General features: G+C 70.0%; 23 protein-coding genes. 18 read left to right on the top strand and 5 right to left on the bottom strand.

Annotated elements, in window-relative coordinates:
- Window positions 1–90: 90 nt before the first annotated feature.
- The 4 genes from pcaDC to OHA88_RS12875 all read left to right on the top strand — a co-directional run bounded on the left by pcaDC (window position 91) and on the right by OHA88_RS12875 (window position 3,264).
- Window positions 91–1,368 (top strand): bifunctional 3-oxoadipate enol-lactonase/4-carboxymuconolactone decarboxylase PcaDC, encoded by a 1,278-nt coding sequence (gene pcaDC, locus OHA88_RS12890; RefSeq protein ID WP_328625620.1) that lies wholly within the window; start codon window positions 91–93, stop codon window positions 1,366–1,368.
- Between the two features lie 13 nt (window positions 1,369–1,381).
- Window positions 1,382–2,038, top strand: coding sequence for an MBL fold metallo-hydrolase (locus OHA88_RS12885; protein WP_328625619.1), 657 nt, complete (start codon window positions 1,382–1,384; stop codon window positions 2,036–2,038).
- Window positions 2,039–2,086: 48 nt separating this feature from the next.
- Window positions 2,087–2,866: an exodeoxyribonuclease III gene (locus tag OHA88_RS12880; protein WP_328625618.1), complete on the top strand. Its 780-nt coding sequence runs from the start codon at window positions 2,087–2,089 to the stop codon at window positions 2,864–2,866.
- 74 nt (window positions 2,867–2,940) lie between these two features.
- Window positions 2,941–3,264, top strand: coding sequence for a hypothetical protein (locus OHA88_RS12875; RefSeq protein WP_328625617.1), 324 nt, complete (start codon window positions 2,941–2,943; stop codon window positions 3,262–3,264).
- Between the two features lie 33 nt (window positions 3,265–3,297).
- On the opposite strand, the gene OHA88_RS12870 is transcribed toward OHA88_RS12875, so the two are convergent.
- Complete coding sequence (locus tag OHA88_RS12870; protein WP_030916780.1) at window positions 3,298–3,570, bottom strand: mycoredoxin; 273 nt, start codon at window positions 3,568–3,570, stop codon at window positions 3,298–3,300.
- A gap of 287 nt (window positions 3,571–3,857) precedes the next feature.
- On the opposite strand from OHA88_RS12870, the gene OHA88_RS12865 reads away from it, so the two are divergent.
- The 5 genes from OHA88_RS12865 to OHA88_RS12845 all read left to right on the top strand — a co-directional run bounded on the left by OHA88_RS12865 (window position 3,858) and on the right by OHA88_RS12845 (window position 7,617).
- Complete coding sequence (locus OHA88_RS12865; RefSeq protein ID WP_328625616.1) at window positions 3,858–4,298, top strand: DUF6278 family protein; 441 nt, start codon at window positions 3,858–3,860, stop codon at window positions 4,296–4,298.
- Window positions 4,299–4,420: 122 nt separating this feature from the next.
- Window positions 4,421–5,164, top strand: a complete 744-nt coding sequence (locus tag OHA88_RS12860; protein WP_267000307.1) for an amino acid ABC transporter ATP-binding protein — start codon at window positions 4,421–4,423, stop codon at window positions 5,162–5,164.
- A gap of 14 nt (window positions 5,165–5,178) precedes the next feature.
- Window positions 5,179–6,090 (top strand): glutamate ABC transporter substrate-binding protein, encoded by a 912-nt coding sequence (locus OHA88_RS12855; protein WP_326626112.1) that lies wholly within the window; start codon window positions 5,179–5,181, stop codon window positions 6,088–6,090.
- 16 nt (window positions 6,091–6,106) lie between these two features.
- A complete protein-coding gene (locus OHA88_RS12850) occupies window positions 6,107–6,751 on the top strand; it encodes an amino acid ABC transporter permease (RefSeq protein ID WP_267000303.1) in 645 nt (214 codons plus the stop codon).
- On the top strand, window positions 6,748–7,617 hold the full coding sequence (locus OHA88_RS12845; protein WP_328625615.1) for an amino acid ABC transporter permease: 870 nt from the start codon (window positions 6,748–6,750) through the stop codon (window positions 7,615–7,617). Before OHA88_RS12850 ends, OHA88_RS12845 begins: the two co-directional genes overlap by 4 nt.
- Before the next feature lie 58 nt (window positions 7,618–7,675).
- On the opposite strand, the gene OHA88_RS12840 is transcribed toward OHA88_RS12845, so the two are convergent.
- Window positions 7,676–9,271 carry an alpha/beta fold hydrolase gene (locus OHA88_RS12840; RefSeq protein ID WP_328625614.1) on the bottom strand — a complete coding sequence of 532 codons (1,596 nt, stop codon included), beginning with the start codon at window positions 9,269–9,271 and terminating at the stop codon, window positions 7,676–7,678.
- A 169-nt stretch (window positions 9,272–9,440) separates the two neighbouring features.
- A complete protein-coding gene (locus OHA88_RS12835; protein WP_443044216.1) occupies window positions 9,441–10,685 on the bottom strand; it encodes an Ig-like domain-containing protein in 1,245 nt (414 codons plus the stop codon).
- Between the two features lie 212 nt (window positions 10,686–10,897).
- Between OHA88_RS12835 and OHA88_RS12830 the strand changes: the two genes are divergently transcribed.
- The 5 genes from OHA88_RS12830 (at window position 10,898) to OHA88_RS12810 (ending at window position 16,485) form a co-directional block, all read left to right on the top strand.
- The gene (locus OHA88_RS12830; protein WP_328625613.1) at window positions 10,898–12,070 is read left to right on the top strand and encodes a lipid II:glycine glycyltransferase FemX; all 1,173 of its coding nucleotides are present in this window, start codon (window positions 10,898–10,900) and stop codon (window positions 12,068–12,070) included.
- Window positions 12,067–13,746, top strand: a complete 1,680-nt coding sequence (gene murJ / locus OHA88_RS12825; RefSeq protein ID WP_425897019.1) for a murein biosynthesis integral membrane protein MurJ — start codon at window positions 12,067–12,069, stop codon at window positions 13,744–13,746. The genes OHA88_RS12830 and murJ overlap by 4 nt, the downstream gene beginning before the upstream one ends.
- 98 nt (window positions 13,747–13,844) lie before the next feature.
- A complete protein-coding gene (locus OHA88_RS12820; protein ID WP_328625612.1) occupies window positions 13,845–14,528 on the top strand; it encodes a response regulator transcription factor in 684 nt (227 codons plus the stop codon).
- The gene (locus OHA88_RS12815) at window positions 14,525–15,961 is read left to right on the top strand and encodes a HAMP domain-containing sensor histidine kinase (protein ID WP_328625611.1); all 1,437 of its coding nucleotides are present in this window, start codon (window positions 14,525–14,527) and stop codon (window positions 15,959–15,961) included. Before OHA88_RS12820 ends, OHA88_RS12815 begins: the two co-directional genes overlap by 4 nt.
- The gene (locus tag OHA88_RS12810) at window positions 15,958–16,485 is read left to right on the top strand and encodes a hypothetical protein (RefSeq protein ID WP_328625610.1); all 528 of its coding nucleotides are present in this window, start codon (window positions 15,958–15,960) and stop codon (window positions 16,483–16,485) included. Before OHA88_RS12815 ends, OHA88_RS12810 begins: the two co-directional genes overlap by 4 nt.
- Window positions 16,486–16,560: 75 nt before the next feature.
- Here OHA88_RS12810 and OHA88_RS12805 read toward each other — a convergent pair whose 3' ends face one another.
- The gene (locus tag OHA88_RS12805; protein WP_328625609.1) at window positions 16,561–17,304 is read right to left on the bottom strand and encodes a hypothetical protein; all 744 of its coding nucleotides are present in this window, start codon (window positions 17,302–17,304) and stop codon (window positions 16,561–16,563) included.
- Between the two features lie 103 nt (window positions 17,305–17,407).
- Between OHA88_RS12805 and ggt the strand changes: the two genes are divergently transcribed.
- On the top strand, window positions 17,408–19,216 hold the full coding sequence (gene ggt, locus OHA88_RS12800) for a gamma-glutamyltransferase (RefSeq protein ID WP_328625608.1): 1,809 nt from the start codon (window positions 17,408–17,410) through the stop codon (window positions 19,214–19,216).
- Between the two features lie 56 nt (window positions 19,217–19,272).
- Here ggt and map read toward each other — a convergent pair whose 3' ends face one another.
- Window positions 19,273–20,040, bottom strand: a complete 768-nt coding sequence (gene map, locus OHA88_RS12795; RefSeq protein ID WP_328625607.1) for a type I methionyl aminopeptidase — start codon at window positions 20,038–20,040, stop codon at window positions 19,273–19,275.
- Between the two features lie 75 nt (window positions 20,041–20,115).
- On the opposite strand from map, the gene OHA88_RS12790 reads away from it, so the two are divergent.
- From OHA88_RS12790 to OHA88_RS12780, 3 genes are all read left to right on the top strand, one after another.
- Window positions 20,116–20,388 carry a helix-turn-helix domain-containing protein gene (locus OHA88_RS12790; protein ID WP_030916728.1) on the top strand — a complete coding sequence of 91 codons (273 nt, stop codon included), beginning with the start codon at window positions 20,116–20,118 and terminating at the stop codon, window positions 20,386–20,388.
- Between the two features lie 86 nt (window positions 20,389–20,474).
- Window positions 20,475–20,864, top strand: a complete 390-nt coding sequence (locus OHA88_RS12785; RefSeq protein WP_328625606.1) for a PPOX class F420-dependent oxidoreductase — start codon at window positions 20,475–20,477, stop codon at window positions 20,862–20,864.
- A 143-nt stretch (window positions 20,865–21,007) separates the two neighbouring features.
- Window positions 21,008–22,411, top strand: coding sequence for a hypothetical protein (locus tag OHA88_RS12780; RefSeq protein ID WP_328625605.1), 1,404 nt, complete (start codon window positions 21,008–21,010; stop codon window positions 22,409–22,411).
- Window positions 22,412–22,625: the final 214 nt, after the last annotated feature.

Genomic DNA, 22,625 nt, shown 5'->3' with positions numbered 1-22,625 from the left:
CGGCAGGTCCGGCACTGCCGGAGAGGGGCAAGGCCCGCCAGGTCCACCCCGGCGATGTGACATCTCGTGACAGATGAGAGGGTCAGGCGGGTGAGTGAAACGCCAGTGAACACCCTGCAATACCGCTTTGACGGGCCAGAAGACGCTCCTGTCCTGATCTTGGGTCCCTCACTGGGTACCACATGGCACATGTGGGACCGCCAGATACCGGAGCTCACCCAGCACTGGCGGGTCTTCCGCTTCGACCTGCCCGGCCACGGCGGTGCCCCGGCCCACCCCGCCACCGCCGTCGGTGAACTGTCCGACCGGCTGCTGGCCACCCTCGACAGCCTCGGCGTCCAGCGCTTCGGGTACGCCGGCTGCTCCATCGGCGGTGCGATCGGCGCCGACCTCGCACTGCGCCACCCGCACCGGGTCGCCGCGCTGGCCCTGGTCGCCGCCTCGCCCCGGTTCGGCAGCGCGGACGAGTTCCGCCAGCGCGGCGTGATCGTCCGCACCAACGGCCTGGAGCCGATGGCCCGCAGCGCACCGGACCAGTGGTTCACCCCCGGCTTCGCCGCCGCCCAGCCCGCCATCGTCGAGTGGGCCGTCCAGATGGTCCGCACCACCGACCCCGGCTGCTACATCGCGGCGTGTGAAGCTCTCGCCGCCTTCGACATCCGTCCCGAACTCGGCCGCATCAGCGTCCCGACTCTCGTCCTGGTCGGCGCCGAGGACCATGTCACCGGGCCGGCCGAGGCCCGCACCCTGGTGGCGGGCATTCCGGACGCCCGGCTCGCCCTCGTCCCCGGCGCCTCGCACCTCGCCCCCGTCGAGCAGCCCGGAGCCGTCACCGACCTGCTCCTCACCCACTTCTCCACCAGCTGGCAGGACACCCTCGCCGCCATCCCTGTCCCCGGCACCGGCCCCACACTCTCCGCCCCCGTCCTGCCCATCGCGGAGATCGCCCCCGCCCCGGCCGCGCCCGACACCGTGAACTCCGGCCGCCCGGACCCGTACGACCCGGGGATGAAGGTCCGCCGCGAAGTGCTCGGCGACGCCCACGTCGACCGGGTCCTGGCCGCGTCCGACGACTTCACCGGCGAGTTCCAGGAGCTCGTCACGCGCTACGCCTGGGGCGAGACCTGGACCCGGGAGGGCCTGGACCGCCGTACCCGCAGCTGCGTCACGCTCACCGCACTGGTCACCTCCGGCCACCTGGAGGGCCTCGCTGCGCATATCAGGGCCGCCCTGCGCAACGGGCTGACCCCCGCCGAGATCAAGGAAGTGCTGCTGCAGACCGCCGTGTACTGCGGCATACCGGCCGCGGGCGCCGCCTTCACCATCGCCCAGTCGGTGATTCAGGAAGAAACCACGCCCCGGCCGTAGCAGGATGAGCACCATGAACGCTGCGAATCCTGTGCACCTGACCCTGACCAAGAAGACGCACTCCTGCATCCGGCTGGAGAAGGACGGGCGGACGCTCGTCATCGACCCGGGCGGCTTCTCGGAGCAGGACGCGGCACTCGGCGCCGACGCGATGCTCGTGACCCACGAGCACGCCGATCACTTCGACGAGGGCCGGCTGCGGGCCGGCCTGGAGGCCAACCCGGCCGCGGAGATCTGGACCCTGCGCAGCGTCGCGGAACAGCTCTCCGCGGCCTTCCCCGGCCGGGTGCACACCGTCGGTCACGGCGACACGTTCACCGCCGCGGGATTCGACGTACAGGTGCACGGCGAACTGCACGCGGTGATCCACCCCGACATCCCGCGGATCACCAACATCGGCTTCCTGGTGGACGGTTCGGTGTTCCACCCGGGGGACGCGCTCACCGTCCCCGACCACCCCGTCGACACGCTGCTGCTCCCGGTGATGGCCCCCTGGAACAAGATCTCCGAGGTCATCGACTACGTGCGCGAGGTCAAACCGCGCCGGGCGATCGACATCCACGACGCGCTGCTCACCGATCTCGCCCGCCCGATCTACGACCGGCAGATCGGCAGCCTCGGCGGTGCCGACCACGGGCGGCTTACCCCCGGGGACTCGACCGGCCTGTGACCGGCGCCGGTCCGGCGACTGTCAGTGGGAGCCGCTAGGTTTACGTACATGCGCATCGCCACGTGGAACGTCAATTCGATCACCGCCCGCCTCCCGCGGCTGCTGGCCTGGCTTGAGAGCACCGGCACGGACGTGCTGTGCATCCAGGAGACCAAGTGCACGGCCGAGCAGTTCCCGGCGGACGAGCTGCGCGAGCTCGGATACGAGTCCGCGGTCAACGCCACGGGCCGGTGGAACGGGGTGGCGCTGGTCTCCCGGGCCGGACTGTCCGACGTCGTCATGGGGCTGCCCGACGGCCCCGACTACGACGGAGTGCAGGAGCCCCGGGCGATCTCCGCGACCTGCGGTCCGGTCCGCCTCTGGTCGGTGTACGTGCCGAACGGGCGCGAGATCGAGCACCCGCACTACACGTACAAGCTGCGCTGGTTCGAGGCCCTGCAGAAGGCGGTGGCCGCGGACGCTGCGGGCTCGCAGCCGTTCGCGGTGCTGGGCGATTTCAACGTGGCCCCGACCGACGAGGACGTCTGGGACCCGGCCCTGTTCGAGGGCGCCACCCATGTCACGCCCGCCGAGCGCGCCGCCCTCGCCGCTCTGCGCCAGGAGGGTCTGTCGGACGTCATGCCGCGCCCGCTCAAGTACGACCGCGCGTACACCTTCTGGGACTACCGCGAGCTGCGCTTCCCGAAGAACAAGGGCATGCGGATCGACCTGGTCTACGGGAACGCCCCGTTCACGGTGGCGGTCAAGGACAGCTACGTGGACCGCGAGGAGCGCAAGGGCAAGGGCGCATCCGACCACGCGCCGGTGGTCGTCGACCTGGAGCTGTGAGCCGTCGGCCGGTGACGAACGGCCTGATCCTGGCGCAGAATGACGCTCTGATCATGCAAAGTCCTGGGGGGACCATGCGCAGCCGTACCCGCACCGTCGCAGCCGCCACCGGTGCCGCCGCCCTGCTCCTCGTCCTCAGCGGCTGCGGCGACGAGCCCGCCAAGGCCGATCCGAAGGCCTGCAGGGCGGTCATGGAGAAGCGGTTCGTCGAGAACACCGCCGACGGCACCGTCCCGCCGGAGTGCAAGGGCATCGACAACAAGGTCCTCGCCGGCTTCGTCGAGGACATCTTCAACGCCCATATCGGCGACGCGACGAAAGAGGCCGTCAAGGAGCTGGAGGACGAGCCGGGCGGGACGAAGGTGACGGTCAGCGACCCGCCCTCGCCCCGCCCCTGACCGAGCCACCCGGCATGGTCCGAACGAGAGGACCTACGACGCCTCCAGGTGCGGCGCGTGGGTCCGGACCGCGGCCAGCACCTGCCGCTTGGACGGGTTGACCATCGAGTGGCCGGCCACGGACACCGTCGGCACGGTCTCGTTCCCGTCGGCGACCGAGCGGACGAACGCCGCCGCCTCGGGGTCCCGCCAGATGTTCACCTCGGTGTAGGTGAGGCGGCTGAACCGCAGCCGCAGCCGCAGCTTCATGCAGTACGGGCAGCCGGGCCGCCAGTAGACGACCATGCCGTCGTGGTCCTCGGCCATGCGGGTCCCCCGTTCGCGTAGGCGTGGGGTGGATCCTAACCGGCCCCGGCCGGAGCCCGGTCGGGCGGCGCTGTCAGTGGCCGCCGATACGGTGGTTCCTGTCATTGTCCCGCTTGCTGGCTGCTTGCGAAGACTCGGACCGCGCCCCGCCCGTTCAGCGCCGGGCGGGGCGTGCGGACGGCGCGTGCGGCGGCGCGCGGCCGAGTGCGTGCACCGGGTTCAGTCCTCGAACGACAGGCCGCGCGCCCTGTGGTGCGTATCCCGGCCGGGATGCGACCCTGAGTGGTATGAACATCCCTTTCTTGGACAACTGGCGTAAGCGTCACGACGGTACGCGCGGGGCGGGCCTCGCGGCCGCCGTCGAGGTCGACCCGGAGGGCGTCGCCGAGCTGCTCGCCGAGTGTGAGCTGCTGCGTGTCCGAGTGGGGCAGCGCGGACTGGAACTCGACGACACCCCGGCCTCGTTGACGGCGCTCGACCAGCTGCCGCCGCGCTGGCGCGACGACCCCGAGGAGCTGCCCTGGCTGGGCAACGACGCCGGGCTGTATCTCGGCACCGTCCTCGTGCGCAACGTCCCGGGTGCGGCCTGGCACATCTGGCCGAGCGGTCAGCCGGTGGTGCGGCTCACCTCCGGGCGGGAGATCGATGTCGTCGAGGCGGGGCTCGACTGGGCGATGACCGGCAGCCCCGAGCTCTCGCAGGTGTACGCAGAGTCAGCCGAAGGGTAGTTCACCACCAAAACCAAATAAAACGCCTTATGCCCCATTTATGCGTGTCGGGTGCGAAGTCCCTTATCGGGATGGATAGTTTGCGCTGAACTCGACACAGCGATAAGTGGGTAGGGCAGCGTATGGCCGTCGATCCGTTGATCGAGCTGCGGGACGTCAATAAGTACTACGGGGCGTTGCACGTACTGCAGGACATCAATCTCACCGTCGGCCGCGGGGAGGTGGTGGTGGTCATCGGCCCCTCCGGCTCCGGCAAGTCAACGCTCTGCCGGACCATCAACAGGCTCGAGACGATCGAGTCGGGTCATATCGCGATCGACGGCAGACCCCTCCCGGAGGAGGGGAAGGGACTCGCGCAGCTGCGTGCCGAAGTCGGCATGGTCTTCCAGTCGTTCAATCTGTTCGCGCACAAGACCGTGCTGGCCAATGTCTCGCTCGCCCAGCTCAAGGTCCGCAAACGCAAGAAGGACGAATGCGACGCGCGGTCCCGGGAGCTCCTGGAGCGGGTCGGGCTCGCCTCGCAGGCCGACAAGTACCCCGCCCAGCTCTCCGGCGGCCAGCAGCAGCGGGTGGCCATCGCCCGCGCCCTGGCCATGGACCCCAAGGCACTCCTCTTCGACGAGCCGACCTCGGCGCTCGACCCGGAGATGATCAATGAGGTGCTTGAGGTCATGCAGCAGCTCGCCAGGGATGGCATGACCATGGTCGTCGTCACGCACGAGATGGGGTTCGCCAGGTCCGCTGCCAATCGCGTGGTCTTCATGGCGGACGGCCGCATCGTCGAGGACCGCACCCCGGAGGCGTTCTTCACCGCCCCGGAGAGCGAGCGCGCCAAGGACTTCCTGTCCAAGATCCTCAAGCACTGACGGGAGGCCCCCAGTTGCGTACGAGAAAAGTGCTGGCCGCCTGTGCGGGGCTCCTGCTGGCCGTCCTTGCAGTCGGCTGCGGCAAGGAAGGCAGCCCTCCAGTGAAGGGGCCGAAGCCCGCGCAGCTGCCCGTGTACAAGGTCGACACCAGCTTCCGGCTGCCCGAGTCGAAAACCTGGACGAAGGCGAAGAAGCGTGGCTACCTCCGGGTCGGGGCCAAGGAGGACCAGCCTTACCTGGGCGAGAAGGACCCGGCCACGGGCCTCTACTCCGGCTTCGACATCGAGATCGCCAGGATGATGGCCGCCTCGCTCGGTTTCGACCCGAAGACGATCCGTTTCAAGACGATCGCCTCCGCCAACCGTGAGACCGCGCTGCAGAACGGCCAGATCGACTACTACGTCGGCACCTACACCATCAACGAGATGCGCAAGAAGCTCGTCGGTTTCGCCGGGCCGTACTTCATGGCCGGGCAGTCGCTGCTCGTCCGTACGGACGAGCACGACATCAACGGCCCGCAGGACCTGGCCGGCAGGACGGTCTGCTCGGCGGCCGGCTCGACCCCGTACCAGCGGATCGCGGCCGACTACCCGAAGGCGATCCTGGTCGCCTACGACACGTACTCGATCTGTGTCGACAACCTGCTGACCTACCAGGTCGACGCCGTCACCACCGACGACGCCATCCTGCTGGGCTTCGCCGCCAAGGCACCCAAGGAGCTGAAGGTGGTCGGCAAGCCGTTCTCCGAGGAGCCGTACGGCATCGGGGTACCGCGCAGCGACAACGCGCTGCGGTTCGCACTCAACGACGCTCTTGAGGCCAACGAGAAGAACGGCAACTGGAAGAAGGCGTTCGAGGCCACCCTCGGCCTGTCCGGAGTGCCCGCACCGACTCCGCCGCCCATCGACCGCTACCCGGCGACCTGAGGGGACGGGCCACACCATGGACGTACTGACAGAGAACTTCTCGACCTACGCCGAAGGCTTCCTCGGCACCCTCGAACTCACCGTCTTCGCCTCGATCCTGGCGCTGGTGCTCGGTTTCGTGATGGCCTCGTTCCGGGTGGCGCCCGTCGGCTCGCTCCGGGTGTTCGGCACCGTCTGGGTGATGGTGCTGCGCAACACCCCGCTGACCCTGCTCTTCTTCGCCGTCCTCCTCGGCCTGCCGCGCTTCGGCCTGGTCCTGCCGTTCAAGGTCTTCGCGGTGCTCGCGCTCGGCTGCTACACCTCCGCGTTCATCTGCGAGGCGCTGCGCTCCGGCATCAACACCGTCCCGCAGGGCCAGGGTGAGGCCGCCCGCAGCCTCGGTATGACCTTCGGACAGACGCTGGGCTCCGTGGTGCTGCCGCAGGCGTTCCGCTCGGTGATCCCGCCGGTCGGCTCGACGCTCATCGCCCTCGCCAAGAACTCGGCGATCGCCGGGGCGTTCAGCGTCACCGAGCTGCTCGGCACCTACAAGACCCTCAACGAGCTGGGCTACAACATCATCTGGACCTTCGTCTGGATCGCCGTCGGCTACCTGATCATCACCCTGTCCATCAGTGCGCTCTTCAATGTGATGGAGAAGCGCTGGGGAGTCGCCCGATGACCACCCACGCCCCCGCAGCCACCGCGCTGTACGACATCCCGGGCCCGGTCACCCGCAAACGCCACAGGGTGTACGGGATCGTCTCCACGGTCCTGATCCTTGCCCTGGTCGGCTGGATCATCTATCTGCTCTTCGCCACCGAGCAGTTCACCAGCGCCAAGTGGTCACCCTTCGAGTACAAGGGCATCCAGGAACTCCTGCTGCGCGGACTCGGCAACACGCTGAAGGCGTTCGCGTACGCCGCGGTGCTCTCGCTGGCACTCGGGGCGGTCCTGGCCGTCGGGCGGCTCTCCGAACACCGGGCGGTGCGCTGGCTCGCCACGCTCGTCGTCGAGTTCTTCCGGGCCATGCCCGTGCTGGTGATGATCTTCTTCATCTTCGTGGCGCTGAAGGTGCAGCCGCTGCCCGCGCTGGTCGCCGGACTGACCCTCTACAACGGCTCGGTGCTCGCCGAAGTGTTCCGTACCGGCATCAACTCGGTGGACCGCGGCCAGCGCGAGGCCGCGTACGCCCTCGGCATGCGCAAGACGCAGGTCATGACCTTCGTGCTGGCTCCGCAGGCGGTGCGCGCCATGCTGCCCGCCATCATCAGCCAGCTGGTGGTGGCGCTGAAGGACACCTCGCTCGGGTACTTGATCACGTACGAGGAATTCCTCCACGCCGGCAAACTCATCGCGTCCAACCTCGACTACAATCTTCCCTTCATCCCTGTGGTGATGGTGATCTCGCCGATCTACATCGGGATGTGCATGCTGCTCTCCTGGTTCGCCAACTGGGTGGCCAAGCGGGAGCGGCGCAACCCGAAGACGAAGGCCGTGGAAGTCGCACCGGTCGAACCGGAAACGCTGCTGCCGGGAGCGCAGTAGCCCGGACCGGCCGTACAGCGGTCCGGAGGAGCGGTGCCCGCCCGGCAGCAGCCGGTGATCACTTCTCGCGCAACGGAACGGACAGGTACGAGGGGTCCGTGTCCGGTGAGGAGAAGGTCAGCTGTGAGCCGGCCGGGTTGTGCTCGATATAGAGCGGGTCGACCGTGTCGACGACCAGGGCGAGTCGGTGACCGGCCGGAAGGTCGTAGGCCGTGGAGAACAGCTCCAGGTCCACGCCGAACGGCCGCCCCGGCGTCTGTCCGTGGAAGGTATAGGGGGCGTTACTGACCAGCTTGCCGAGGCCGAGCGGCCCCTCGTCGTAGAGATAGGCGACGAGGGTGCCGCTCTCCTTGTTGCTGGTCACCGTGGTGTGGAGCTTCGCCGTGCCGCGGATGTGCTGTGCGGAGCCGTACCGCTCGGACTGCCAGACACCCGCGAAGGCGCGCGGCAGCAGGGGGATCGAGGCGACCGGAGGCAGCTTCACGAACTGGTCGAGGGCGTTCGACAGCATCACGATGCCGCCGTCGGCTCCCGAGTCGACGTCCGCGTAGATCTTCTTCGTACCGCTCAGCGCGATCCGCTTCCGGTCGGCGCCGATCGACTTCCAGTCCGGGTAGCCCTCGTAGCCGCTGTCCGTACGGGACTTGAGCTGGACCGGCTGTTCCTGGTCGATGCCGTTGCGTACGCCCTTCAGGTAGCGGTCGAACCAGCGGTGGGCGTCGGTCCAGGTGTCGTTGGGCAGGCCGAGCAGACCGGTGGCTTCGGCGGTGGCGTGGTCGCCGGGGCGGAACTCCAGGCGCTTGGGGACGCTGAGCTTCTCGTAGAACGAGGCGTACTGGTTAGGTGGGAAGATGGTGTCGCCCCACGCGTTGCCCATCATGACGGCGGCGCCGTTGGCGTTGATTTCGTCCAGATACGTGGCGGGGGAGCGCTTCTTCCCCCAGGCGATCATGTCCGGCTCCTTGGCCAGGTTGGACCCGAGGAAGTCGGCCAGCGTCGTGTTCAGTTCGTCGCTCGGGCGGCCGGTGAGCAGGCCGGCCCCACCGAGCAGTGCGGCGGCCTGGAGGTGCTGGGTGCGGCCGCTGTAGATGGAGTCGATGAGGTCGGCCCAACCGCTCAACGCGACCACGGCCTTGATCCGCTTGTCGTGGCCGGCCGCGAGCAGGCTGATGCCCGCTCCGTACGACACGCCGCCCATGCCGATGCGCTGCGGGTCGGCGGGGGTGTGGGCGAGGGCCCAGTCGATGACGGCGGAGACATCGGCGATGTCCGGCGGCCCTGCGACCTCGATCCTTCCGCCGGAGAGCCAGAAGCCGCGTGAGGTGTAACTGACCACCACATAGCCGGAGTCGGCCAGCTGCTGTGCCTGGGCGAGATACTCGATCTGCGGCGTCGCCCAGCTGGAGGGCAGCACGATCAGCGGGTGTTTGTCGCCCGGCTCCGCACCGGCGGGTGTGAAGACATTGCCCTTGAGCGTGATCCCGCCGGAGCCGGGGATGTCGTAGAACTTCAGGCTCGGGGCCGACGCCGCCGCGGGTGCGGCGAGGGGCTGGGCGACGGCCGCCGGAGCCGCGCCGAGGGCGGCTCCGGCGATCAGGACGGCAGCGGTTCCGATGGATGCGGTGGTGCGCAGAGCCGGGTACGGACGTCCCACGGGTCACTCCTCACGCGTGTCAGTGCAAAGTGACCCGACGGTAACCCTGGCCATTTACCGTTGGTAACTCCCCGGTAAGTTTCGTGAGCGTAACGATTGTTGGACGTGGTGTCAGCGGTGACGCGAGGTCAGGACGTCGGAGGCGTCGGAGGTGTCGCGGACTCGCGGATCAGTCGAGGGCGCTCTTCGCCTGCCAGTCGGACCAGGACACATTCCACGCCCCGTAGCCGTTGCCCTCCGCGACCGTGCCCTTGGCGTCCGCGCCGGTGATCTCGAACGGGTCGCCGACCTGCGCCTTCCGGTACAGCTCCGCGGCGTTCGCGTCGCTCATCCCCACACAGCCGGAACTGTGGTTGGCGACCCCGAAATACGCGGCGTTCCACGGCCACGGCGCGGCATGGGCGTACATCCCCGACCAGGTCAGCCGCATCGACGAGTCGACCATCTTGTCGTACGCGTCGCCCAGACCGACCGTCTCGGAGCGCATGTTGATCGTGCCCTCCTTCGCCATCAGTACGGCCGTGCCCCGCCAGGACGCCTTGTCCCCGCCCGGGGTGCCCGCCGACATGGGCACGTCCATGACCGTTTGTCCGTCTCGGCGCAACGCCAGCCGGTGCCGGTCGAGGTCGACCTTGACCACCTGGTTGCGGCCGATCGTGAACGTCGTCGCGTAGTCACGCACGAACCAGCCGCCGGCCGGGCCCGAGTCGATGCCGTTCAGATCGGCGTCGAGCGTGACGCGCGTACCGGACTTCCAGTACTCCTTGGGCCGCCAGTCGATCCTGTCCTTGCCGGAGTAGTCCTGCAGCCAGCCCCAGGACCCCTCGGTGTTGTTCGACGTGCTGACCTTCAGCCCCCGCTCGACCGCGGCCTTGTCCTTCACCGGGTTGTCGAAGACGATCGACAGCGGCTGGGCGACGCCGACCGTGGTGTTCTTGCCGGGGGCGAGCGTCAGCTTGTTGACCTTGTCGGCCGCGGCGGTCGAGAACGCCGCGTGGTCGGTGCCGCCTCCGGTGTCCGTGGCCTCGACGCTGTACTCGGTACCGGGTGCGGCGACCCGGTCCGACGTCCAGGTCCGGCCGTCGCCGGATATCCGGCCGGTGAGCGCGTCACCTTCGGCGGCGGTCACCTTCACGGTCTTCAGCTTCCCGTCGGCAAGCGTCACCGTCACCGGCTTGCCCGCGGCGGCCTTCGTGCCCTGGAGGTTCACCGTGATCCTGGTGTCCGGAGTCCTGGCCGACCCGGCATCATCACCGGACCCGGAACCCGAGTCCGATGCGGCGGCGCCCGAGCAGGCGGTGAGGGCGGCGCCGAGTACCGCCGTACCTGCGATCAGAGTCAGCCGGGCCGGGCGGGCGGGCGAGGTGGTGCGGCGTATGCGCCGGCATACAGAGATCAACGGAAAAACCTCCATGGCAGTGCTTCTCATCGGTGGAGAGGCATGTACTCGACCATAGGTTCCGCAAATACCGGGAAAACCATGGATTCCCTTGTATGACAAGGAACGCAGCACAACGGTCATCGTCCGGTCACATTCGCCGCGCGGATCCGTCATAGGCCGCTGTGAACATCCTGTACAGCCCCGCCGAGCCGTCGGCCGGGAGGGACCAGGGGAGGGCCACGGACATGTCAGCGCTGCTCGCGACCGGTGACCGCAGAGGTGAACAGGGGCTACGGATACGCAGTCTCACCGCTGCCGAGCACCGGGCATGTGTGACCGCGCGCGCCGGGGCGAGCTTTCTGCAGTATCCGTCCTGGGCCGAGGTGAAGGATCAATGGACGTCGGAAATGGTCGGATGGCACGGCGACAGCGGTGAATTGATCGGCAGCGCCCTCGTGCTCTACCGGCAATTTCCGGGCACCCGGAAATACTTTGCCTATCTGCCGGAAGGGCCGGTGGCCGACTGGGCCGATCCCGAAATCGATCGCTGGCTGCTGCCTTTGATGGCGCATCTGCGGAGGGCCGGTGCCTTCGCCGTACGGATCGGCCCGTCACCGGCCTACCGCCGCTGGGACACCGCCCGGCTCAAGGCGGCCACCGGGCCCCGCCGGAAGGTCGGGGACGTCCTGGCGACCGAGGTGGACCCGCTCGGCACCGCTGTCGCCGAACGGCTCCGGGCACGCGGCTGGCACCGGTGCGGCGGGGACGGCGACGCCGGGAACGACGCCGACGCCCAGCCGCGCCATGTCTTCCAGGTACCGCTCGCCGGACGCACCCCCGACGACCTGTGGACGGGGCTCAACCAGGAGTGGCGCCGCAACGTCCGCAAGGCCCAGAAGTGCGGCGTCCGGATCGTCGTCGGCGGTGCGGTCGAACTGCCCGAGTTCCACCGACTGCTGCGGATCACGGAGGAGCGGGACGGCTTCCGTCTCGGCCGCTCCCTCGCCTACTACCAGCGGCAGTACGCCGTGCTCAACGCCGAACAGCCCGGCCGGATGCATCTCTACCTCGCCGTCCACGAGGGCGAGATCCTTGCCGCACACACCATGATCAGCACCGGGCGGCGGGTCTGGTATCAGACGGGCGCGTCCGCCGACCACCGCCGAGAGGTCCGCCCCAGCAACGCCCTCCAGTGGCAGATGATGCTCGATGCGCTGGCTCTCGGCGCCGAGGTGTACGACATGCGCGGGGTACCCTCCACCCTCGACCCCGACGACCGCGCCTTCGGACTGCTGCGCTGGAAGCTCGGCACCGGCGGACAGGTCGTCGAGACCCTCGGAGAGTGGGAGACATCAGTGGGCGGAGCCGCCAACAACACGCTGTACCGCGCGTTCCAGGCGTACTTGGCGCGCCGGTGACCGCCACCGAGGCGACCGGAGAGGTCGCAGAGGACGAGCAGCGGAAGGCGACGGACAGGTCGGGGCCGGTGCTGCGCAGCGGCGCCGTCATGGCAGCCGGCTCGGTCGTCTCGCGCGCCACCGGGTTCATACGCTCGGCGGTCGTCGTCGCCGCACTCGGCACCGGCCTCCAGGCCGACGGGTACACGGTAGCCAACACCGTCCCCAACATCCTCTACATGCTCCTCATCGGCGGCGCCCTCAATGCGGTGTTCGTCCCGGAACTGGTGCGGGCCGCCAAGGAACACGCCGACGGAGGCGCCGCGTACACCGACCGGCTGCTCACCGCCTGCGCGGTCGGCCTCGTCGCCCTCACCGGGCTCGCTGTCGCCGGCGCCCCGCTGATCGTCGCTGTCTACACCCCCTACTCGGGCGAGCGGGCGGAGCTCACGATCGCGCTGGCCCGTTACTGCCTGCCGCAGATCCTCTTCTACGGGCTATTCACGCTCCTCGGTCAAGTACTGAATGCCCGCAACCGGTTCGGCGCGATGATGTGGACCCCGGTCCTCAACAACCTTGTGATCATTGCCGTGTTCGGACTGTATCTGGGCGTCGCGGCAGGCTCCGACGGCACGCTGACCCCCGCGCATGCCCAGTTTCTGGGGTGGGGGACGACGGCCGGGATCGCCGTGCAGACGCTGGCCCTGGTGCCCGCCCTGCGGGCCGCGAAGTTCCGCTGGCGGCCCCGGTTCGACTGGCGGGGGAGCGGCCTCACCCGGCCGCTGCGATCGGCCGGCTGGCTCGTGATGCTGGTACTGACGAACCAGGTCGCCTACTGGGTGGTGACGCGGCTCTCCACCCTCACCGGGCAGCACGCCGTGGAGCAGGGCGTGGTGGGCGGCGCGGGCTATACCGCGTACAGCTACGCCTACCAGCTGTGGGTGGTGCCGCAGGGCATCGTGACCGTCTCGCTCGTCACCGCGCTGATGCCGCGGATGAGCCGGGCGGCGGCCGACGGCGATCTGGCCGGGGTGCGTCGCGATGTCTCGTACGCGCTGCGGACGACGGCCGCGGTGGTGGTGCCCGCAGCGGGTGCGCTGTTCGCGCTCGCGCCGTGGGTGATGGGGGCCGTGTTCGGGTACGGACGTACCGGCGCCGCCGACATCACGGTGATGGCGGGGATGATGACGGCATTCGCGCCGGGACTGATTGCGTTCTCCGGGCAGTACGTGCTGTCCCGGGGCTTCTACGCGATGGGCGACACCCGTACGCCGTTCCTTCTGAACCTGGTGATCGCGGCGTTCAACGCGGGGCTGTCCGGTGTCGCGTATCTGTTGCTGCCCGCGCGGTGGGCGGTGACGGGGATGGCCGCGGCGTACTCGGTGGCGTTGTTCGCGGGGTTCGCGGTCACCGCGTATGTGCTGCATCGCAGGGTGTCGGGTGGATCCGGTGAGCGGCGGCCTGCACTGTGGCGGTCGCCCGGACTGTGGGCGCATGTGCGGCTGGTGGTGGCATGTGTGCCCGCGGGGGCGCTCGGGTACGGGGCGGCTCGTGCATGCGACGGGTCCGGAGACGTGGTGGCAGCGGCGGCGGGGGTGATGGTGCTTCTGGGGGTGGTGGGGGCGCTGGCACGGCCGCTGCGGCTCGCCGAGGTCAGTGCCGTGCTGGCTGCGGGGCGGGGGCGGTTGCGGCGGTAGGGGGCGCCGGGTCGTCCGGCGGCCGCTCTGTCCTTGATGGTGCCGGACGGCCCGGCTGTGCCGGTCGGCTTGATAGCGATCGTTGGGATACTGATGCCATGCCGCGTGTGTTGTTGATCGAAGACGACCCCTCCGTACGTGAAGGGGTCGAGCTCGGGCTGCGAAGGCGCGGTCATGAGCTCCGGGCCGTGGAGACCGGCGAGGCGGGACTCGGCGCGCTGGCGGAGTTCCGGCCCGATCTCGTCCTCCTCGACCTGATGCTGCCCGGCATGAACGGCGTCCAGGTCTGCCGTCGCATACGGGAGTCCAGCCAGCTGCCGATCATCATGCTGACCGCCCGTGGGGACGACTTCGATGTGGTCGTCGGGCTGGAGGCCGGCGCGGACGACTACATCGTCAAGCCGGCCCGCACCGAAGTGATCGAGGCCAGGATCCGGGCCGTGCTGCGGCGACTCGCCGAACCCGCCGGGCGCAGCGGCATCGAGTTCCACGGCGATCTGGCCGTGGACCGTTCCGGGTTGTCCGTCGCCAAGGCGGGGGAGCGGATCCTGCTCGCCCCGTCCGAACTGAAGCTGCTGCTGCATCTGTCGGCCTCTCCCGAGCAGGTGTTCAGCAGGCAGCAGCTGCTCGAGTACGTCTGGGAGCACAGCTACCACGGCGACGCGCGACTGGTCGACGCGTGTGTACGGCGGTTGCGGCAGAAGATCGAGGATGTGGCGGGCAGCCCCCGGTACATCCAGACCGTCCGCGGTTTCGGCTACCGGTTCGGACCGCTCGCATGAAGGTTCTCGGCGCCCGGTTCGGTCTGCGGACCCGTCTCATATCGGCATTTCTTCTGGTCGCTGCGATCAGCGCGATCACCACTGCGACCCTGACCTACCGCGAGGCCCGGTCCGCGATCCTTCAGCAGGCGCAGGACACCGCGGTCGCCCAGTTCCGCGACCGGGTCACCGCGCAGACGGTGACCCTCCCGTCGGACGCGGCCCAGCTGCAGCAGGTGTGCCGGACCCTCGCCCGGGAAGGCAAGCCGCACACCTGGATCGTCTTCGCCGAATATGCGGACCTGCGGGTCTCGTCGTCGGACCGGTCCACCTCGAACGTGATCACACCCGAACTGCGCGCCGCTGCCCGCACCAACGCGCACGCCTCGTTCCAGCGGGTCGTCAAGAACGACGAGCCCTGGCTGACGATCGGGATGCCCGCGATGTTCGACCGGGGTAACGGCCCGCAGCGCACCGGTCTCGTCCTCTTCGCGGTGATGCCGCTCCACCCCGAGGAGGCCAATGTCAATGCCATGGTCACTGCGGCCCGCGACGGCGCCCTGCCCGCCCTCCTCATCGCGCTGGTGCCGGCCCTGCTGGCCGCCCGCAGCGTGCTGCGCCCGGTCCGTGACCTGCGCCGGGCCGCCGCCGGAATCGGACGGGGCGAGCTCGACACCCGTATCGAGGTGAAGGGATCCGACGAACTCGCCGAACTGGCTTGGACGTTCAACGAATCGTCCACCAAGCTCCAGGAGTCCGTGGAGGAGCTCCAGCGGGCGGAGGCACGGGCCCGGCGCTTCGCCTCCGACGTCTCGCACGAGCTGCGCACCCCGCTGGCCGGGATGCTTGCCGTCACCGAGGTCCTCGACGAGGATGCCGCCCATCTGAACGCCGACACCGCGGCGGCCGTCCGGCTGATCAGTGCGGAGACGGGGAAGCTGGCCACGCTCGTCGACGACCTGATGGAGATCTCCCGCTTCGACGCGAAGGCCGCGGGCCTCCACCTCGACGAGGTCGACGTCGCCGAGACGATCCGTAAGACCCTGCAGGCCAGACGCTGGGAGGGACAGGTCGCAACCGAACTCCCGGACGGAATAAGGGGGGTGATCGACCCGCCCCGCTTCGATGTGATCGTCGCCAACCTGGTCGGCAACGCCCTGCGGCACGGCGCGGAGCCCGTCCGGGTACGGCTGCGGACCGAGCAGCGGGACGGGGCGGACTGGCTGGTGACGGAGGTCGAGGACAGTGGCCCCGGGATCGATCCGGCCGTCCTGCCGCACATCTTCGACCGGTTCTACAAGGCCGACGAGGCGCGGACCCGGTCGGCGGGCAGCGGGCTCGGACTGGCGATCACGCAGGAGAACGTACGATTGCACGGCGGCACCGTCCACGGCGCCAACAGGCCCGACGGCGGTGCCGTGTTCACGGTCGAGCTTCCGCTGGAGGGGGCATGAGGCGAGGGTGGGTACTCGGCGCTCTGCTGCCCTTCGTGCTGCTGGCCACCGGGTGCGGCATCCGGTCCACGGACGTGGTCGAGGTCGGCGATTCGGCAACCGTACAGGTGGCCCCGGGCGCTCGGGCGGGTACGGTGCTGTACTTCATCTCGCCGTCGTCCCGGGGCGGACTGCTGCCCGTCGTACGGCAGGTCGTCACCCCGGTGGACACGACATCCGCGGGAACGGGGGAGGGGTCGCCGAACTGGGGCAAGGAGCTCTCCATGCTGTTCAGCGGTCCTTCCCCGGCGGAGAAGAGGGCCGGCCTGCGGACCGAACTTCCCATGATCCGCGGCGAGATGATCGTGCGCACGGATCGGGAGGGAGTGCGGGTCCGGCTCGAGTCCACCGTCAACCAGCTCTCCGAACTGGCCCGGCAGCAGCTGATCTGCACCATCGCGCACGCGCGCGGCGCCGAGCGGGGCACGAAAGTGACAGTGTCCGGAACCGACGGATCCATCGGGCCGGTCCGCTGCTCCGTCTGATCCCCTGGCCGCCCCCTGCACAGGGATGGGGGAGCAGGGGAGGCCGGGCGGGCGCGGCCCGGACCCGAGGGCGGATCAGCTCGACGCGCGGTGCGAAGTGCGCTGTGCGGGTACGGGCGTCTGCGCGGCGCGCGTCACGTCGGCGACCATCTCCACCACATCGGGGCCGTAAGCCTGCGAGTTGACCACCTTGAGCAGCAGGCAGAACGTGTTGCTGCCGTGCTTGCGGGACAGCTTCTCGTAGTTGCGGGCCAGGTAACGGGACGCCGCCTGGTTGGTGATCGCCTGCTGTCCGCAGAACAGGAAGACCGGACGGGCATCCTGACCGGCGGTCAGCCTGGCGAGCAGAACGTGCTCGCTGATGCCCTTCTCCGCCCGGTAGCGCTCTGTGCCGATCTGGAAGGCGCCACGGTCCGGGCCCGCCTCCGGCTCGGTGTTCACCTTCACGCCGGGCAGCAGGGAATGCAGATGGGCGGCCATCCGGCGGTTGGAGACCGGCCCGCCCACGCAGAACTCGGTGCGCTCGCCGAAGCCCTGCTGGGCGGTGTCGTGGGACACGATCTGGGCGTGCGCCGAACAGTCCTTGATCAGCGCGGAGAGTTCGAGCAGGGCGAAGACGTCGTGGCGGTGGACGGCGCCGTCGCCGCCCGCGTCGCGGTTGACGACGAGCAGGCACTCGGAGTTCCCGGGCAGCCCGAAGAACGCCTGCTTCCGTCGGAGTCTGCGGCGCCAGAGATAGGTGCGAGCCGCCCAGCCGAGGGCGGCGCTGATGCCGGCGGCTATCACGCCCAGCACGATGTTGCGTACGTCGTCAGTCATGGGCGGGCATGTTAGCGGTCATTCGGACCATGTTCACGGTGACCCTGACGAGACCGGTGAGGCGGCGTTACCCTGCGCGGACGATCCTTCACTGGAGGTGCGCATGCGACGTTCAGTCGCACGGAATGTGTCGTTCTTAAGTGTGCTCGCCGCTGTTGTCACGGTCGGCGCGGCCGCACCGTCCTCTTCGTCGCCATCGGCCGTGCCACCGCCCAAGTCGCCCGTCGCGGTGGGATACGGCGGCGCGGTCGCCAGCGTCGACGCGGACGCGACGGCCGCCGGGATCGAGGTGCTCCGCGAGGGCGGCAACGCCGTCGACGCCGCCGTGGCGACCGCGGCCGCCCTCGGCGTGACCGAGCCGTACTCGGCGGGCATCGGCGGGGGAGGCTACTTCGTCTACTACAACGCCGAGAAGCACACTGTGGAGACCATCGACGGCCGCGAGACCGCCCCGCGCAGCGCGGACTCCTCGCTCTTCCTGGAGAACGGGAAGCCCCTCGCCTTCGCGGACGCCGTCACCAGCGGTCTGGGTGTGGGCACGCCCGGCACCCCGGCCACCTGGGGCACCGCCCTCGACGCCTGGGGCAGCAAGTCGCTGGGCAGGCTGCTGAAGCCGGCTGAACGTCTTGCCCGGAACGGTTTCGTCGTCGACTCCACGTTCCGTTCGCAGACGGAGGGCAACCAGGCCAGGTTCGCCGACTTCCCGGACACCGCGAAGCTCTTCCTGCCGGGCGGGCAGCTGCCGGTGGTCGGCTCCGTCTTCAAGAACCCGGATCTTGCCCGTACGTACGAGAAGGTGGGCCGCGAGGGCATCGACGAGCTGTACCGCGGCGACCTGGCCGACGATGTCGTACGGACCGTGCGCAACCCGCCCGTCGACCCGGAGGCGACCCGGGTGGTGCGCCCCGGCGACCTCACGGCGAGGGACCTGCGGTCCTACCGGGCAGTGCGGCGGGCGCCGACGAAGGTCGGCTACCGCGGCCTCGACGTGTACGGCATGGCGCCGTCCTCGTCCGGCGGTACGAGTGTGGGCGAGGCCCTCAACATCCTTGAGTCCACGGACCTTTCGCGGGCAACCGAGGCGCAGTACCTGCACCGCTACATCGAGGCGAGCCGGATCGCGTTCGCGGACCGCGGGCGGTGGGTCGGCGACCCGGCGTTCGAGGACGTACCGACGCGCGACCTGCTCAGTCAGCGGTACGCCGACTCGCGGGAGTGCCTCATCAAGGACGACGCGGTGCTGACCAGCCCGCTCGCCCCCGGCGACCCGCGCCACCCGGCCGACTGCGCGAACCGCGGAACGGCCGCCCCGACGACCTACGAAGGGGAGAACACCACGCATCTGACGGCCGCCGACAAGTGGGGCAACGTCGTCGCGTACACCCTGACCATCGAGCAGACCGGCGGCAGTGCCCTCACCGTGCCGGGGCGCGGCTATCTGCTCAACAACGAGCTGACGGACTTCTCGTTCGCCCCCGCCGACCCGGCGGTGCACGACCCGAATCTGCCGGGTCCGGGCAAGCGGCCGCGGTCGTCGATCTCGCCGACGATCGTGCTGAAGCACGGGCAGCCGGTGCTGGCTCTGGGGTCGCCGGGCGGTGCCACGATCATCACCACCGTGCTCCAGTCGCTCATCGGCACGGTCGACCGGGGCCTTCCGCTGGTCGACGCGATCGCGGCGCCGCGCGCCAGCCAGCGCAACTCGTCGACGACGGAGCTCGAACCGGGGCTGTGGAACAGTCCGCTACGGAGCGAGCTGGAGTCGCTGGGGCACGCCTTCAAGCTCAACCCCGAGATCGGGGCGGCCACGGGTGTGCAGCGGCTGCCGGACGGGCGGTGGCTCGCCGCGGCGGAGAAGGTCCGGCGGGGCGGTGGTTCGGCGATGGTCGTGAAGCCGAGCGGAAAACCGTGACGGAGCGTCAATAGCCTGGCTTCCGCAGCCGGTTCGCGGTGCGTCGTCCGACGGTGTCAGAGCGCGGTGAGGATGCGGGGTCCCGCATCCGTGATCGCCACCGTGTGCTCGGCGTGCGCCGCCCGGCTGCCGTCGGACGTGCGCAGCGTCCAGCCGTCCCGGTCGGGGTGGAACGCGTCCCGGCCGCTGCCGATCAGCATCGGCTCGATCGCCAGCACCATCCCGTGCCGCAGCGGCATGCCGCGACCCGGTCGTCCCTCGTTGGGGACGCCCGGGTCCTCGTGCATGGACCGGCCCACACCATGGCCGCCGAAGCCTTCCGGGATGCCGTATCCGGCCGTCCGGCAGACCGTGCCGATCGCATGCGCGATGTCGCCGATCCGGTTGCCGACGACCGCCGCCGCGATCCCCGCCTCCAGCGCCTCGAAGGCCGTGTCGATCAGCCGGGTGTCGGCGGGCCGGGCACGGCCGACGGTGAAGCTGATCGCCGAGTCGCCGACCCAGCCGCCGAGCGTCGCGCCCGCGTCGATGCTCACCAGATCGCCGTCGCGCAGCCGCTGGTCGGCCGGGATGCCGTGCACGATCGCGTCGTTGACGGACGCGCAGATCACACCGGGGAACGGGGTGGGCGCGAAATGCGGCTTGTAGTTCAGGAACGGCGACCCGGCACCCGCCTCGCGCAGCACTTCGCGCGCCACCGCGTCGAGCTCGCGCAGTGACACACCGACCGCCGCCGCCTTCCGTACGGCCGCCAGCAACTGGGCCACGACCCGGCCCGCCTCGCGCATCGCCTCTATGGATGTATCCGTCTTGAGCTCAACCATGCCAATTACTATACCGGTAAAAGCGGTATGAGAATAACGGCGGTATGAGAATAACGGCAGTACTAGACTGGTGGCATGGTACGAACGCCCCTGACCCCGGAAGAACGCCTGCGCGGCGAACGGCTCGGCCGACTGCTCCGCGAGGCGCGAGGCGCCCGCAGCATGGTCGAGATCGCCGCGAGCGCCGGCATCTCCGCGGAGACGCTGCGCAAGATCGAGACGGGACGCGCCCCGACCCCTGCGTTCTTCACGGTCGCGGCACTGGCCGGGGCGCTCGGCCTCTCCATGGACGAGCTGCTGATCCGCTGCGCCCCGGAACCGGACGTGGCCGTCCCGCTGGCCGGCTGACCGCCTTGGGGCGCAGCCCACGCCGGTCGACCGGTCGCCACCCGCGGGGGTGCGTTCCCGGTGCCGGGGCGCGTAGGGTCACCGCCGTGACTTCCCGGACCTTGCAGGACTTCGCCCGCAGCGCGTACGTCAGCCTGACCACGTACCGGAAGGACGGCACCGCCGTTGCCACGCCCGTGTGGGCGGCGGCCGACGGCGACGAGCTGTTCGTCTGGACCCGCGCCGACTCGTGGAAGGTGAAACGGCTGCGCAACGACAGCCGGGTCGCCGTCACCGTCTGCGACGTGCGCGGCCGGATCGCGGAGGGGGCGCCGAGCGCCGAGGGAACGGCGCGGCTGCTCGACGAGGCGGGGACGCGCGCGGTGCGCCAGCTGCTGGCCCGCAAGTACACCTGGAAGTTCTGGCTGGTCGACTGGCCGGCGACCGTTGTCCGGCTCGGCAAGCGCCCGCACATCGGGATCGCCGTCACCTTCTGACCCGGCCTGCTGCGGGGGCGCGCGGTCGCGGAGGTGCGCCGACCGCACCCTCGCCGAAAAGTGCGCGTAGCCGTCCCGTAACACGCCTGCGGTCGAATGCCTGCGGACTGGAGTGCTCCAGTCGACGGTGGGTGAGGGCGACGATGACAGTGCATCAACTTGCTGGAGAAGTAGCCGAGTTCGCGCAATACCTGCGGAACCTCACGGCCCTGCTCGACCCGGGACGCGGCTGGTACGGGGTGTTCTGCCGACGCGATCCCGCCGGCATGCGGGCCTGCCTCGACGGGGCGGAGATCCCGCCGTGGGACGTGGTGGAGTCGCTGCTGCAGGACCTGGCCGGCGAGCGCGGCACGGGGTTCGCCGAGCGCGAGTCGGTACGCGCCGCCGCGCTGTACTCCGCATCGGCCGCCGCCCACGACCGGCGGCCGGGCGGACGGCAGGCACTCGTCGAGCGGCTGGAGCTGATGCTCCGAGAGCAGGCCTACGCCGCCCAGCGGGTGCGCGCGTCCGAGGTGAACAACGGCGCGCAGCCGCCGGACCCGGACACACTGGCATGGGCCCGGGACGACCACACGCGCGCCTCGGCCCGCTGCACGGAACTGCGCAAGCGGCTGTCGGCCGTGACCGTGCCGCAAGGGTGGTTCCGGGCGGAGGAGGAGTCCCCTGCCGAGCCTGCGAGGCCACGGGTGATCGGCCCGCGCACCGCACCCGGCCCCGCAGCCGGAAGCGAGCGGGCCCCCGCGGCCCGGCAGCCCCCTGCCACCGGACCGTCGTTCTCCGCCCCCGGCCGGCCCCAACCCCCCGCCCCCAAGCGCAAGAAGCCGCGCGGCGCCCGCTTCGCCGGACTCGAGGTGGACGACGACACCGGCGTCGACGCCCCCCTCGCCGTCCCCGTGCTCCCCGTCCCGCCGACGAACGCAGCCGTCCCGCGCGGCGCCCGTTTCGGAGGCGCCCCCACCGCGGCGGACGCCGACGCCCGGGGCCGTGTGTCCGCCCGGCCCGCCCCGGACCCCGTCGCGCAACGCGCCGCCACCGAGGCCGTGGACATGCTCGTCCGGCTCCGTACGGAGGGCCGCAGCGGAGAGGCCCATGGCGTGCTGTGCGAGGCGGCCGGCTGGCCCGCCGACCGGCTGCCCCTGCTCGCCGTGGAACTGCACAGGTCCGGTCTGGCGGCCGACTGGGCGACCCTGCTGTGGGAGGTGTCCTCGCTGCCGCCCGTCGAGCTGGCCGCCGCAGCCGGTGCACTGGCCGCGGCGGGCCGCACCGACGACTGCGGACAGCTGCTGCGCCAAGGGGTGGCGCGCCCCGCGGCGGAGATCGCCGACGCCGTGCTCGCTCTGGACCGGGCAGGTCTCGAACCGGAGGCGCAGGCGCTGATGGGCGCCTTCGTCCGCGTACGCACCCCGGAGGATGCGGCCCTTATCGCGGCGGGCGATCCGCGCCAACTCGTTCCGCAACTGCTGGCCGCCGCCCGCGCGGTGTCACCGGAGCGGGAGTGGGACCTGGTGCACGCCCTGCGCGTCGCGGGCATCGCGGACGCCCCCTAGAGGGCACCCGGTGAGGCCCGGTCCGTGGAGGTGGCGTCACGTGGTGCGGACACGGGGTGGCGGCGCGGTGCTGCCCTTGAGGCCTGAGTGCGCGCCCGGGGCGCGAGGTGTTGGAAAGTGTGGACCGCACGGGTATGAAACGTGATCGACTCAGCCGGTTCACGGCGATGGTCTTGCCCCGCCGTGTGGCGGGGCTTACGTTCTCCTCCTATGC

It is taken from the genome of Streptomyces sp. NBC_00353, from assembly GCF_036108815.1.
Classification (GTDB): Bacteria; Actinomycetota; Actinomycetes; order Streptomycetales; family Streptomycetaceae; genus Streptomyces.
The sequence above is the reverse complement of the archived record's forward strand: the minus strand, read 5'-3'. Positions and strand labels throughout refer to the sequence as shown.